Here is a 14,625-nt window from a genome sequence, read left to right as displayed (position 1 = left end):
TTGGATTAAGATCATTAATATGATTGTTTATCTAATTAACATTATATTAAAGTGGGACTTATGGGCATACCATATATCCTGTCAGGACATATTTATAAATTATATTATTATCTTCTACTAAATTTATATAATCTTCCACTGCATTTGTACTATCAACCTCAAACTTTCGTCTGAGTTAAAGTTGATACTGAAGTACCATGTATTCATCTATAAATAACGTTATGATGTGTATATAGAGAAACAAACCCTATTCGCTACATTTAAACTTAAAATGATAATCTTAAGTTTAAAACGAAGTTTCTCTATACTGATTAATATTGAAGATAAGAGGTTCAATATTAATTGCGTTGGACAAACACTCTAAACATATTTACATCCTAACATTTAAGTAACAAAACCGTTTAAGTTTTTCAAAAGCTTGAATATAGTTTTAAGTCCCCCTTTTAAAGCCCCTACAATCTCTGATTGTCTAGGGGCTTTTATGCATGCTCTCGAGGCATGTGTTCCTCTATTTTCGTCGTGACAATCTCTGATTGTCTAGGGGCTTTTATGCATGAACTTTGGGCATGCGTTCCTATATTTCGTCGTGACAATCTCTGATTGTCTAGGGGCTTTTATGCATGCTCTCGAGGCATGTGTTCCTCTATTTCGTCGTGACAATCTCTGATTGTCTAGGGGCTTTTATGCATGCACTTCGAGCATGCGCTCCTCTATTTCGTCGTTACTACTTAAGAAAGCTTAGGCATACATAGGTATTTTTTCACTTTTTTCAACCTGTATATGATATAAGCACAACAACCAGTTTAATTAAATTAGAAGATATAAAAAGAACTCCTCATAATAAACACTTTATGTGCTCATTACAAGGAGTTAAACTTTTCCAAATATTAACCTTTATGTTCTTTAACCCACCATAAAGCTTCTTTTGTATGATTAGCATAATATTCTCTGTCTTGTTCATTATCTACGTTTGGATATGAACCTTTAAGAGACTTACCAGCTGTACTTATGTGTAAGAAAGCAATCACTAAGAAACCAATTAAACTAATTGCAGCTAAATAATAAGCTGGTGATAATGGGTTTCCTGTTTCAGCTACTAACCATGATGCAACTAATGGTGTTGTCCCACCGAAAATTGATACAGATACATTAAATGTTACAGATAATGTTCTATATCTAATATGGCTATAAAACATTGTTGGTAATGATCCAGGCATTGTTGCTTCATATGTTGATAAGAAGAAGCCTAGAATGAATATACCAATAATAATAACGATAAATGATTGTGAATGTAACATTGAAAATGCAATTACACTAAAGATTGTTAAGCCACCAGTACCAATTAAGAATACTTTTTTCTCACCAATTTTATCCGCTAATTTACCGAACATTAATGCCAATGGAATCATAACAGCCATGACACAAGTAATTAACACACTTGTTGTTGTACCATCTAATTTAATAACTTGTTCTAAATAAGTTGGTAAGTATGCTGTTACCATATAGTTGGTTACATTAAAGAATACTACTGCTATAAAACATACAAATATATCTTTGTAATAGAATCTAATTATTGAGAAGAAACCAATATCATCTCGTTCTGGTTGTTCTGCTACATCATTCTCAAACACTGGAGATTCTTCAAGTTTACGTCTTAAATATAAACCAAATAATCCTAAGAATAAACCTAATAAGAACGGAATTCTCCAACCAAAGCTAGCCATTTGTTCATCAGATAAAAAGAATGTTAATAAAGCAATCATAATTGATGCTGCAATATAACCTGATAATGTACCTATTTCTAGGCCACTACCTAAACTATTACGCTTTTTATCTGGGGATGATTCAGCTACATAAGTCATAGCACCAGCATATTCTCCACCGGTTGAAAATCCTTGTAACACCCTTGCTAGTAATAATAGTATTGGCGCCCATAATCCTATTTGATCATAACTAGGTAATAAGCCAATAGTTAATGTTGAAAATGCCATCAAAATAATCGTTGATGTTAATACAACCTTACGACCATATTTATCACCGATGATACCGAAGAAGATACCACCAATAGGTCTTAATAAAAAGCAATTGCCAATGCAGCGAATGTTAAGATTTGTTGAATCTGTGTACTTTCAACTGGAGAAAAGAAATTCGCTCCAATATAAGCAGTTGTATATGCGTACACACCAAAATCAAACCATTCCATTGCATTACCAATACCGGTAGCAATTACAGTTTTTTTTGCTTTTTGTGCATCCACCATGTTGATATTATTTTTGTTAAAATCCATGAATTTGTACACTCCCTCTTGGTATGTTTTATAATTATACGGAGTTAATTAATTTTGTCAAATTTATAAAAAGTGCATTTTTTATAAAAATACAAAATTATTTTTCGATAAAAACTTCGGTCTTCAATTATTAATTCATGGAAATTTATACCCTTTTTACAAGTATTGAAACAACAGAAAGAAATTTTTAACATGAATAGTAAGTGCATACAATTATTTTCCTCAAATATTTTTAGCATTAAAAATAAGTGATAGCCCTTATCTCATTATAGATAAAAGCTATCACTTTAAATAGCATATAATAAGCTATCAAAACTTAAACGTGCAATACTATCAACTTTCTGAATATTTACATGATTATTTATCATACTATTATTCATGTCATTTAACATGATTAATCATTGGCATTTTAGTAGTTTAACATTTTACATCATTAAAATATTTTGATTTAATATTCGCAAAAATGTATAGATATTTATTTCACAATGTTTATCTAGCTAGTTTTAAGTAATGATTAATCTTAATTTCTTCCATTGTAATATAGGCTTCATTTACGATAACACTGTGATAATTTCTGAAGGGTCATTAATAATATAATCTGGATTGGCATGTAGTAAATCCTTTGCTTGGTGAGAACCCCAAGTAACAGCAGCAGAACTAATACCTGCATTTTGAGCCATTTTTATATCAAAAATAGTATCTCCTATGTATATTGTATGACAATTTATCAAATTATATGTCTGAACAATATGATTTAAACCTTCTGGATCTGGTTTATAGTTTGTCACTTGGTCAGATCCAATAGCTTCTGTTATTAAATGTTGCACGCCTATTGCAGATAAGTTTCTTTCTAATACTTCACTTTTTTTACTAGATACTACAAATATCTTTTTATGTTTATGACATAATGATGTAAGTGCTTCAGTGATTCCAGCAAATTCGTATATATAATGTTGTTCAAGATCTTTATATTTTTGTCGGAAAACCGTCATTAATTGATTTAATTCTTCATTACTTAAACTACGATGTGCCATCTTTATGAAGGATTCTTCAATTGGGATTCCCATATAATAAGTTATTTCTGTTGCATCAGGAACTTTTAAATTCATATCCTCAAAGGCTTTTTGTGTAGCTATTTCTCCACATTTTTTCGTATCTGCTAATGTACCATCAAAGTCAAAGATGAAATTATCAAATTTCACTTACTCAACACCTCTTTCGTTTCATTAACTTTATCATACTATATTATTAAATTTTTATAAAAAAATATCGTTAATTTCTCTATATTGAAATTAACGATACTCTTATTTATTCACTTCTCTCAAATTACAGTGCTATATAATTATTCTTTATTTATCAGACTAAAAAATAGAGCACTTATTATTCTAAATTGGCATGATTTTGTTGCATTGTTGTTTCATCTATTTTAAGTGCTGACATTAATCCAATAACAACACTATCTAAAAATAGTTGTGAAGCTTGTTCGAATAAACTTCCTAGTGGCTGTTTTGAACCTTCTGCCTCGTATTTTGTACCTGCTGGTAGTTCTATTGCGCTATCTACCATACTACCAATGGGTGAATCTAGATTCGTAGTTAACAGGACAACTTGTGCTTTTAGTGATTTAGCTTTTTCTACTAATAAGCGCAAATGTTCTGTAGAACCCGAACCCGAAATTACTAAAAATAAGTCATTGTCATGAATTGAAGGTGTTGTTGACTCTCCAACAACATATGCCTTTTTACCAAGTTGATTCAAACGCATGGCAAAACTGTTAGCAACAAATCCTGAACGACCTTTACCTGCTACAAAAATACGATTCGCTGTAACAATTTGATCAGCAAATTCTTTAAATTGTAAATCACTAACTTGCTCTAACGTATGTTCCAATTCTGTCAGAATTAAACGGTAATTATTGTATTGTGGCATATTATTTACCATCTACTGCGTCACGACATAGTTTTGCAGCTGCAACTGGATCATCAGCGTTTGCAATGCCACCACCGACAATGACTAAGTCAGGTTCTTCGGCTACAATTTCTTTAATCGTATCTGGTTTAATACCACCTGCTACTGCAACTTTAGAATTTTTAATTACTGATTTAACAGTACGTAAACTTTCTAAAGGTGTTTCTCCTTCAGCTTGTAGATCATAACCAGTGTGTACTGAAATATAATCGGCACCAAGTTCGTCTAATTGTTTTGCGCGTGTTTCTAAATCTTGAACTGCAATCATATCTACAAGTAATTGTTTATTATTTTTATGTGCTTCTTCGATAGCTGCTTTAATTGAAGCATCTTCAGCAACACCTAAGATTGTAACAACGTCTGCACCAAATTTGACTGCTTGGCTCACTTCATAATCAGCTGCATCCATAATTTTCATATCAGCTAATACTTTAACGTCATTAATATTATCAGCCATATGTTTAACAGCTGGTAAACCTTCGTTATAAATAATTGGCGTACCAATTTCCACTATATCTACATAATCTTTTACTTTGTTTGCAAGCTCTGCTGCTTGTTCTTTATTTAATAAGTCAATTGCTAATTGTAGTTCCATGAAAAAATCATCCTTCCAGAAAAGCGTTTTTCTTACTAATAACACTCATTCCCGAGACGTTTCTTCATTAAACATGATGCTTTTAAATTACTTTACTGTCTTATTTAACAAATGGTCTGGTGTAGCCTCTGTATCTAAATAAATTTCAACATTAGGATGTGTTTGCAAAATAGTTGCTGGCACATCAGTTGTTGGATCTAAGTTCAACATATTGCTAATAGCTTGTTTTTTCTTAGCACCAAATGCTAATAATATGATTCTTTTAGCTTGTAAAATTGAAGATAAACCCATTGAAATTGCTTGTCTAGGCACATCATCTGGATGGTCAAAATATCGACTATTTGCTTCGATGGTACTTTTAGACAAATTAACTATACCTGTTTGACTATCAAAAGCAGTGCCAGGTTCATTAAAACCAATATGTCCATTTTCACCAATACCTAAAATTTGTATATCTCTAGGACCACTTTGCTTTAATAATTGTTCATATTGCTTGGCTTCTCGTTGTTCATTTTGTGCAACACCATTAGGAATAAAAATTTGTTCTTCCTTAAAGTGAGGATAATTTTCAAATAGAACTTTATTCATATAATAGTGATAACTTTGATTATGATCTTTAGCTAAACCAATATATTCATCTAAATTAAATGTTGTAACGTGATTAACATTTAAGTGATTATCATTTAATAATTGTGACAGTTGTTGATATAAATCTGTCATTGTACCACCAGTAGCTAAACCGAGATTGCATTTAGCTTTGAATGCCATTTCTTTATATAATTCACAAGCTACATAAAATGATGCTTGTGCTTTCGTTCCCATATTAATTACTTTCATTTAATTGCCTCCCAAACAACAATCCTATAATACTATTTTTAACGTTTATTCATACTACAACAATATATCATCAAAAATTTGATTAAACACGTTTTTAGCTTTTATGCTAAGTTGTTTATCGTTATTCAAAGTATACATAGTAGCTACTACTAAAAAAATAATTGTTTCATTTAAATTATTTTCTAAATATATGAGCAATCGTGTACAATTATTGAATACTTTTTAGTAAAATAGATAGATAAACACATTGAAGGTGTAAGGAGTGAACGTGTTGGAACCAATACAAGAACAAGAAGTGTTAAATTTATTAACTTCTTATGAAAATAAACCAGTTTATCTTCATGTTGAAACAACAAATGGTGCATATGCTAATCATTTTGACCAACGTGTTTTTAATGCCGGAACTTTTTTAAGAAATATTCAAGTGACATTTGAACATGCACAATTAAAAGGTGGTAATAAAGACCCCTATCGTATCGGCCTTAAACTAACTAATGGTGGCTGGGTATATGTTCAAGGCCTAACACATTATGAAGTAAATCATAACAATGAATTTTTAATTGCAGGATTCAATTATGAAGGTCAACTTGCTGCAACATTAGAAATCAGTGAACGACCATTCAATTTATAGAGGAGGCATCAACATGACTGAAGAAAGACATGTATTAGTAATTTTCCCACATCCTGATGATGAAACCTTCTCATCTGCAGGTACAATTGCAAACTATATTAATCAAGGTGTCCCTGTGACTTACGCTTGCCTAACACTTGGACAAATGGGAAGAAATTTAGGAAATCCACCTTTTGCTACGCGTGAGTCATTACCTGAAGTTCGCGAAAAAGAACTTGAGGATGCATGCAAAGTTATAGGTATAACTGACCTAAGAAAAATGGGTATGCGAGATAAAACTGTTGAATTCGAACCACATGACTATATAGATAATATGGTAAAATCTTTAATTGAAGAGACTAATCCATCATTAATCATTTCATTTTATCCTGGTTATGCCGTTCATCCTGATCATGAAGCAACAGCTGATGCAGTTATACGTACTGTAGAACGTATGCCACAAGAAGAACGTCCAAGATTGACACTTGTTGCATTTAGTAATGATGCCGCTGAACACTTAGGTGAACCAGATATTCAAAATGATATTTCACAATATAAAGATATGAAAATTAAGGCTTTTGAAGCTCATGCGTCACAAACTGGAACATTCTTAAAACAATTAGCAAGTCCAGAATTTAACGGACAACAGCATAGTTTCTTATCTGTAGAGCCATTTTGGACATATCACTTTAAATCTTAATCGGAGGTAAACGATGACTGAATTTGATTTATCAACACGAGAAGGTCGTTGGAAACACTTTGGTTCCGTAGATCCTATTCAAGGTACTAAGCCAACAACTAAAGACGAAATGACTGATTTACAAAGCACACATAAGAATTTTTTGTTTGAAATCGAAGAAGTTGGTATTAAAAATTTAACTTATCCAGTTTTAATTGATCAATATCAAACAGCTGGTAATTTCAGTTTTTCAACTAGTTTGAATAAAAACGAAAAAGGTATTAATATGAGTCGTATTATTGAAAGCGTTGAAAAGCACTATGATAATGGTATCGAGTTAGAATTTAATACGCTTTACCAATTGTTGCGTACATTACAACATAATATGAAGCAAAACGCAGCTGGTGTAGATGTTTCAGGTAAATGGTTCTTTGATCGCTTTAGTCCTGTAACACATATTAAATCTGTAGGTAACGCTGATGTATCATACGGTTTAGCCATTGAAGGAGATCGTATTACTCGTAAAGAATTAACTATACAAGCAACCGTGACGACTTTATGTCCATGTTCTAAAGAAATTAGTGAATATTCTGCTCACAATCAACGTGGTGTTGTTACAGTAAAAGTGTATATTGATAAAGAACAAAATATTGTTGATGACTATAAAAACAAAGTATTAGACGCTATGGAAGCCAACGCTAGTTCTATGTTATATCCAATTTTAAAAAGACCTGATGAAAAGCGTGTGACTGAACGTGCTTATGAGAACCCAAGATTCGTCGAGGATTTAATCCGTTTGATTGCTGCTGACTTAGTAGAATTTGATTGGATTGATGGTTTCGACATTGAGTGTCGTAATGAAGAATCTATCCACCAGCACGATGCGTTTGCACGACTTAAATATAGAAAATAGTTTAGGGAGTGGGATTACGAAATAAAATTTATTTCGTAAACCTACCTCCGCAAGACTGACTAAGTTTGTAAAACGTTGATTTATCAACATTTTACAAACCAGACAGTTACTGCCAAATGTTTGAATTTAAGTGTGAAATCTTCTGTTCCACACCCTTTTTCACTCTATAATAAATCGGACTAATAGAAAATCTTAAATTATTTTCTATTAGTCCGATTTTTAAATTATGAATATTAGAAATTACAAAGTTAGTTATAACTGTTAATTTTATGACTAATTTGTGTTACTCATTCTTAAAAGCTTTTTGATATTGTACATAGCCAGAAATATAATGTTCTAAATCATCTATTCTCATACGATATGCATGATGTTTCATAAAGAAACCACCTAACAATCTAGCAGGATTTTTGAAATACATAGCGACTTCTGGATAATAATAACCAACACGTTGATAATTAGCTCTTAATTGTATAATATCTATTAATTGTTGTTCATCTATTAATTCATCAACTAAATGTTGTCGTCCAGTCTCTTTAGCTTTTTGAACTAATCGATAGGATGCCATTAACATTTCAAAGAATGTTGGATATGTTAGTTCTCTTGTCTTAATAAAGTCTAAATACGTATTAACATTTTTAATACCAAAAATGACATATTCATCTTTAGGTTCAAGTTGTACGAGCTCATTAGAACAATAACCAAGCCAATGATCATGATATTTCCAATAATCATGCTCTATGAAGTAACTAAATAAATTTTTAGTAGTGTTTAACCATAATGGATTTTGATCAATTTGATACAATCTTAGTAGCGCTAAAGCTGCTTCACCATCATAATAAACGATTCTAAAGTCTTCTTTCACTGTCAAATCAGGATAATTAAGAACATGCGTTGTTTTATATGTGTCAGAATTTATCATTGATAAAATTCCATGAGCAACTTTTTGAGCTGCTATTATATATTTGGTATTGTCTGGATCAACTTTCAAATATTCACAAACTGCAAATATAAATGAAGCATTTTGACCTAACTTAATTTCATTAGCATCTTCTGTATCATCAAAAATATAACCTACTTCACCTGTATCATAAAGATAATTATCTATGATATAATCGATAGCTTTGGTTGCTTGTGTCAAGTCTTTATCAAGATAAGTCAAACCTTCAATCAATGCATACGTTGATGATGAATGCCTCAAAATATTATAAAAATTAATTTCTTTATCAAAGTGACCAAAATAGCCATAAATAAATCTGCCATTTTCCTGTCCCATATGTTCTAATACATCAACACTTGAACCAATCATTTTATCTATTTCTTGTGATAGATTATCTACATGTCTTAATCCTTTTGTTAAGCCTTTACTATCCAATTCATAAATTTGATCTTGATCTAAAATATAACCTTTCGTATAGAACTGATATACTTTTTTATTTTGATAAAAATCTATTGCAAATGCCTTACTATGATTAGTGTACTTTCGCAGATAATTATTGATATTACGCTCTGACAAATATAATTGATTTGTTTCTCTATCTGGAATGATAAATGCATTTGCATTAATTTCTTCTGACAAGAATGTCAAATTCCAAAATTGATCAAAAGCAATACCAAAATCAATATAATTTCTTCTAGTTTCCACTAATTGTTGATGAATATCCATAAAACTAGTTTCTAGTACTTCAGTTACAATATCGACTTTAATCCACTCAGGGTATTCCCCAGTTTTCTTTTTGAAATTTTGACATTGCTTAATAATGTCTCTCTCTAATCTCTTAGGATTTTTTAATAGTTTAACTACTGCTTTAATATTTTTTTGCCTAAACTTAAAAAGCTATAATCTTTAATGCCTTCTTGTTGCTGAATCGTATTAACGAGGTGTCTGACTTTTGTTTCTATACTCATTTGTTACCTCCGGGAATTGATAAATATTTAATAATATTATACATCCTATATTTATAATTTAAAAATACTTACATTATTATGTATTTTAATAAAACCAGGTCATTTGACCTGGTTTGATAGTTTATTATTTATTTTCTTTGTTTTTTCGTCTTCCAAGTAAGAATAATGAACCTAATGCTGCGAGTAAACCACCGAATAATGTTCCGTTATTAGAAGTAGTATCATCATTACCAGTTTCTGGTAATGCTTTACCCTCTTCATGTTTAGGTTCTCCATGTCCAACGTCATGACCATGTTCTGGTGTTCCTTCATGATGGTCAGAGTCGGAATCACTGTCTGAGTCGGAATCGCTATCTGAATCGGAGTCACTATCTGAATCGGAGTCGCTGTCTGAATCTGAATCGCTATCTGAGTCTGAGTCACTGTCTGAGTCGGAATCGCTATCTGAATCGGAGTCACTGTCTGAGTCTGTGTCGCTATCTGAATCAGAATCACTGTCTGAATCTGAATCGCTATCTGAATCGGAATCACTGTCTGAGTCGGAGTCACTATCTGAGTCAGAATCGCTATCGGAATCGGAGTCGCTATCTGAGTCTGAATCACTATCTGAATCTGAATCACTATCTGAATCGGAATCACTGTCTGAGTCGGAGTCACTATCTGAGTCAGAATCGCTATCGGAATCGGAGTCGCTATCTGAGTCTGAATCGCTATCTGAGTCGGAATCACTATCTGAATCTGAGTCGCTATCTGAATCTGAGTCACTGTCTGAGTCTGAGTCACTATCTGAATCGGAATCGCTGTCTGAGTCTGAGTCGCTATCGGAATCTGAGTCACTATCTGAGTCAGAATCACTGTCTGCGTCTGAGTCACTATCGGAATCTGAATCGCTATCTGAGTCTGAGTCACTATCTGAGTCTGAGTCGCTATCTGAGTCGGAATCACTGTCTGAGTCTGAGTCGCTATCGGAATCTGAATCGCTGTCTATATCTTCTCCTCCACCCTCAGCAGTATTATCAGTTACTTTAATAAAATTATAGTAGTATACACTATCATAATAGTTTCCATCATCGGCACTCATTGTCACGGACTGGATTAAATCCTTTTTGATTCGATCATTTTCTTTGGAATTTACTTTAATAATATATGAATCTTCATCAATATCACCAAATTCAATAGAGACTTTATTATCAGTGTTTGTAATATCAAATTGGTCTGTAACATCAATTAAATCGTTATCATCATTGAAATAACTTGCATTTAACTTAGCACCATTTTTAAGTATGTATATTTTAATTTGTGAGTCCTTATTAATTTGTGCTGAACTATCTCCATTAGAAGTTTTATATCCCCTAACATCAACAATAGCATCAGGTATATATTTATTTAGAGGATTGACATAAATCGTTTGTTCATAATCCTGTGTATCTTGATTGTAATGTGTATACGCTGAGCCAATATTACTATAAGCTTTTTCAGCATACTCGTTATCATAAACAACGTCTTCGGTTTTACTAACTTGTTCATCTCCAAATGTATATGTAATTTTTTCATTATCAGCATCATTTCTTACTACATCTCTGTTAATATATTGTGCTAAACCAAGAGTACCTTGAATATTCTTTTTATTACTTACATAATCTGTAAAAGTATATTTATATTCTCTAGTCGTTGGATTATAAATACCATTAGCAATAACGCTACCTTCTTTGTCAACGATGTCAGGCGCATCAGTATTATGATGATTTAAATCATCATTAATCGTATTGTCAGAACCTTTAAATTTGAAATAATCTCCAGGATTAACAGCATTAACAGTATCAAATGACACATTTAAGTTATAACTTTCTGCGTTAATGGGTCTAATTTCATCGCTATCAAAATGAATGTCAGTTTTATTAAAATCAATTTGATTAGTAACATCTGTACCTACTTGTACTGCTGCCAATCTCATTATTGGTGTTAGACGTTTTGGAGCGACACTAGTTGGCGGAGTAGCTTGTGTTTCTTCAGAATTTTGTTTGTCATTATAATGTCTAATTAAATCATTAAGTTTACTAGGATCTTTTTCCAATTCTTCTTTAGTCATTGTTACATTACTGTCATCATGATTGGCATCTAAGACTTGATTATTTTCTGCTGTAGTTGGCTCAACTTGTGATGGAATATTTTCTACATTAGTCTTTTCTTCTGTTGTTGATTGAGTATTTTCTTGAGGTTGTGATAATTGATTACTATGTTCTATGTGTGGAATACTAATATTCGTATTTTCTTTAGGAGGTTGATATGTAGCTTCTGTTGACTGTTCTTTTTCATCCTGTGATGTTGATTGTTTATTGTTCTCTATTTTATCAGCTGTTCCTTGTTCACTTGGTGATGACGTATCCTCAAGTTGTTTATTAACTAGTTTATTATTATTACTCTGTGCTTTGTCAGATGTCGTATTACTTTCACTTTCCTGTTTAGCATTATCAACAGTATTATTTGTCGTATCCTGTTGTTTGTCTGCAAGCGTGTTTTCAGATTGTGTTTCTTTATCATTTTGTACATTATCTTTGTTCATATCTTTATTGTCGATATCATTATGTAATTCTACTTCTGAATGATTGACTTCGCTATCTTGCTTATCTTTATTTGAATTAGCTGCACTCGTTTCTTTATTATTAGCATTGTTTTCAGCAGCTTGTGCTTCCTGGTTCCCAAGTCCAAAAAGTAAAGTTGTTCCTACTAATATTGATGCAGTCCCTATTGTGTATTTCCTTATCGAAAATTTATTCAACCGATTTGTTACGAAACTTTTTTGAGTTAATTTGTTTTTATCCCTCATAAAAAATTCTCCTTTTAAAATATTTAAAATAACTATTCCACTTACATATACTGAAACAAGTACTCCAAATACTATTATTGAAATAACCATTCCAATTACATATAAATATATGTCTATATAATAGTACATTTTTAAATGAAGTTCAATTGATTAAAACTATTCATTTATATTTTTATCTTTATTTCGGTAAAACAATAAATGGTTAAGTTTATATAAATATTTTCTTTACTATTATTTTTTTATCTAATTATTTTAAATTGTTTAAAGTTATTTCTATAATTACTTTCAATTCGATTGACTAAATTTTTCATTGAATAATTGAATGCACCATTGAATTAATTTAATAATATATAAAATGTAATTATTTCAAATATCTAAATTTATTGGACATCTTATATCAATAGAAGTATTGTTATATTAAGAAAATGAGTCTAAATTTTAAGTTGTTATTGCAGATATTTAAACTCAATATATGGAGGTTAAAATGAATTATTTTTTAGGGACTATTCTGGAAGGTAAAATTACAGGAGTAGAAAAAGCACAACTCAATAGATTGCAACTATTCAAACAATTTAATATGCCAGCAACTTGTATTTACACTAGTTGGAATCCGTATCTATACGCTAACGCTGAAAAATTTAATGTCGAAGATGATGTTTTTACTATGTATGATTATTTCCAACAAAGTATGAATGAAAAGATGTCTATTGCTAAAAACTGGATACAATTTTGGAAAGATGAATGTCGTTATGAACTAAAATTTGTTCCAAATTCAAATGATGTCAGAATCTATCATAATGGCATGTTTACGATGTATGCACATTTTTTTGATAGACATTATAATAAGCTTAACTACATCAATTATTTTGATATTAATAATAAAAAGATTAAACGTGACATGTATGATTGTAGAGGTTTTTTAAGTTGTTCACGCATACTTGGAGATCATCAACGAGTCGTATTAGAAAATTATTTCTCTCCTCATGGCGACTTAAAAATTCAAAAATATTTTAATTTAAATGACAATAACAATGAATTAACAAAAATAATATTATATGATTCAAATTCTACTCATTATTTTAATAATGAAAGTGAATTAATCATTTATTTTTATCAATGTCTTTATCAACATGGTGATCAATTTATCTTAGATAGACCTCATGAATTAGGTCAAATCATTAACCAACTCCCAACAATACCTGTCATCGCTGTGTTACATAGTACTCATATTGTCGGTGTTGATCAAATTAAAAGTTATTACAAACCTATATTCAGTAACTTAGATAGATATCAAGCTATTGTTGTGTCAACGATTCAACAGCAATTAGATGTCGTTGATTATATTAATCAACAGATTCCTGTTCATGTTATTCCTCCTGGTTCTGCTAGTTCAGTCAAACATGACATTGACTTCGATAAAAAAATAAACAATAGATTGATTTCAGTAGCTAGATTAGTACCTGGTAAGCAAATCAAACATCAAATAGAAGCAGTAAAGCAGTTAGTTACTAAATATCCTTCGCTAAAATTAGATATATTTGGTCACGGTAGTGGCGCTAAAGAATACCAACAATTGATCGTCGACAATAACCTATCATCCAATATTACAATTCATGACTTTTCAACAAACATAAAGCATGAAATAGCAACTGCTGATATGATGATTTTTACAAGTATTATGGAAGGATTTGGTTTAGTTATTTTAGAATCCATTGCCGTTGGTACGCCAGTCATAAGTTACGATATTAAATACGGTCCTGCTGAAATAATAGAATCAGATTATAACGGTTTTCTTATTAAACCAAATGATATAAATAGCTTAGTTGACAAGATAGATATGTTATTAAGTGATCGTCAGAAATTAACTCAATTCTCCTTAAATAGTTTACAAACAGCTGAACGCTTTTACGATCATGTTATAGCTGAGAAATGGCAAACAATTATATAATACTTTTCATTGTAATATAAAAAGCATTTTTCTAATTAATTAACCTTTTAAATGGT

General features: G+C 31.1%; 8 protein-coding genes and 4 pseudogenes. 4 read left to right on the top strand and 8 right to left on the bottom strand.

What is annotated here, in order from left to right; translation table 11 throughout:
- Window positions 1-887: 887 nt before the first annotated feature.
- From J3R86_RS02410 to nagB, 5 genes and pseudogenes are all read right to left on the bottom strand, one after another.
- Window positions 888-2,287 (bottom strand): annotated as a pseudogene (locus J3R86_RS02410) (MFS transporter).
- A 551-nt stretch (window positions 2,288-2,838) separates the two neighbouring features.
- Entirely contained in the window at window positions 2,839-3,489 is a 651-nt protein-coding gene (locus J3R86_RS02405; RefSeq protein WP_207517894.1) for an HAD family hydrolase, read from the bottom strand.
- Between the two features lie 178 nt (window positions 3,490-3,667).
- Window positions 3,668-4,216, bottom strand: coding sequence for a 6-phospho-3-hexuloisomerase (gene hxlB / locus J3R86_RS02400; RefSeq protein WP_207517893.1), 549 nt, complete (start codon window positions 4,214-4,216; stop codon window positions 3,668-3,670).
- A 1-nt stretch (window position 4,217) separates the two neighbouring features.
- Window positions 4,218-4,850, bottom strand: coding sequence for a 3-hexulose-6-phosphate synthase (hxlA, locus tag J3R86_RS02395; protein WP_207517892.1), 633 nt, complete (start codon window positions 4,848-4,850; stop codon window positions 4,218-4,220).
- A gap of 87 nt (window positions 4,851-4,937) precedes the next feature.
- A complete protein-coding gene (nagB, locus tag J3R86_RS02390; protein ID WP_207517891.1) occupies window positions 4,938-5,687 on the bottom strand; it encodes a glucosamine-6-phosphate deaminase in 750 nt (249 codons plus the stop codon).
- Window positions 5,688-5,955: 268 nt separating this feature from the next.
- On the opposite strand from nagB, the gene J3R86_RS02385 reads away from it, so the two are divergent.
- From J3R86_RS02385 to folE2, 3 genes are read left to right on the top strand one after another with little or no spacing between them, the layout of a single operon-like run.
- Window positions 5,956-6,318 (top strand): YojF family protein, encoded by a 363-nt coding sequence (locus J3R86_RS02385; protein WP_162096496.1) that lies wholly within the window; start codon window positions 5,956-5,958, stop codon window positions 6,316-6,318.
- A 13-nt stretch (window positions 6,319-6,331) separates the two neighbouring features.
- Window positions 6,332-6,997, top strand: coding sequence for a bacillithiol biosynthesis deacetylase BshB2 (gene bshB2, locus J3R86_RS02380; protein WP_207517890.1), 666 nt, complete (start codon window positions 6,332-6,334; stop codon window positions 6,995-6,997).
- Between the two features lie 13 nt (window positions 6,998-7,010).
- The gene (gene folE2, locus J3R86_RS02375) at window positions 7,011-7,889 is read left to right on the top strand and encodes a GTP cyclohydrolase FolE2 (protein WP_207517889.1); all 879 of its coding nucleotides are present in this window, start codon (window positions 7,011-7,013) and stop codon (window positions 7,887-7,889) included.
- A gap of 283 nt (window positions 7,890-8,172) precedes the next feature.
- Here folE2 and J3R86_RS02370 read toward each other — a convergent pair.
- From J3R86_RS02370 to J3R86_RS12300, 3 pseudogenes are all read right to left on the bottom strand, one after another.
- Window positions 8,173-9,794 (bottom strand): annotated as a pseudogene (locus J3R86_RS02370) (poly(glycerol-phosphate) alpha-glucosyltransferase).
- A gap of 124 nt (window positions 9,795-9,918) precedes the next feature.
- A pseudogene (locus J3R86_RS12305) lies at window positions 9,919-10,542 on the bottom strand (LPXTG cell wall anchor domain-containing protein); the annotation flags it as partial.
- Window positions 10,543-11,370: 828 nt separating this feature from the next.
- A pseudogene (locus J3R86_RS12300) lies at window positions 11,371-12,621 on the bottom strand (Ig-like domain-containing protein); the annotation flags it as partial.
- Between the two features lie 484 nt (window positions 12,622-13,105).
- Between J3R86_RS12300 and sdgA the strand changes: the two are divergent.
- The gene (gene sdgA / locus J3R86_RS02360) at window positions 13,106-14,569 is read left to right on the top strand and encodes a serine-aspartate repeat adhesin O-glycosyltransferase SdgA (protein ID WP_207517887.1); all 1,464 of its coding nucleotides are present in this window, start codon (window positions 13,106-13,108) and stop codon (window positions 14,567-14,569) included.
- The last annotated feature ends 56 nt before the right edge of the window (window positions 14,570-14,625 follow it).

Source organism: Staphylococcus simiae, assembly GCF_017357005.1.
GTDB classification, from domain to species: domain Bacteria; phylum Bacillota; class Bacilli; order Staphylococcales; family Staphylococcaceae; genus Staphylococcus; species Staphylococcus simiae_A.
The sequence above is the reverse complement of the archived record's forward strand: the minus strand, read 5'-3'. Positions and strand labels throughout refer to the sequence as shown.

Coding starts and splice junctions, on each gene's coding strand:
- bshB2 (WP_207517890.1), top strand. CDS start 6,332: ATGACTGAAGAAAGACATGTATTAGTAATTTTCCCACATCCTGATGAT.
- hxlA (WP_207517892.1), bottom strand. CDS start 4,850: ATGGAACTACAATTAGCAATTGACTTATTAAATAAAGAACAAGCAGCA.
- nagB (WP_207517891.1), bottom strand. CDS start 5,687: ATGAAAGTAATTAATATGGGAACGAAAGCACAAGCATCATTTTATGTA.
- folE2 (WP_207517889.1), top strand. CDS start 7,011: ATGACTGAATTTGATTTATCAACACGAGAAGGTCGTTGGAAACACTTT.
- hxlB (WP_207517893.1), bottom strand. CDS start 4,216: ATGCCACAATACAATAATTACCGTTTAATTCTGACAGAATTGGAACAT.
- sdgA (WP_207517887.1), top strand. CDS start 13,106: ATGAATTATTTTTTAGGGACTATTCTGGAAGGTAAAATTACAGGAGTA.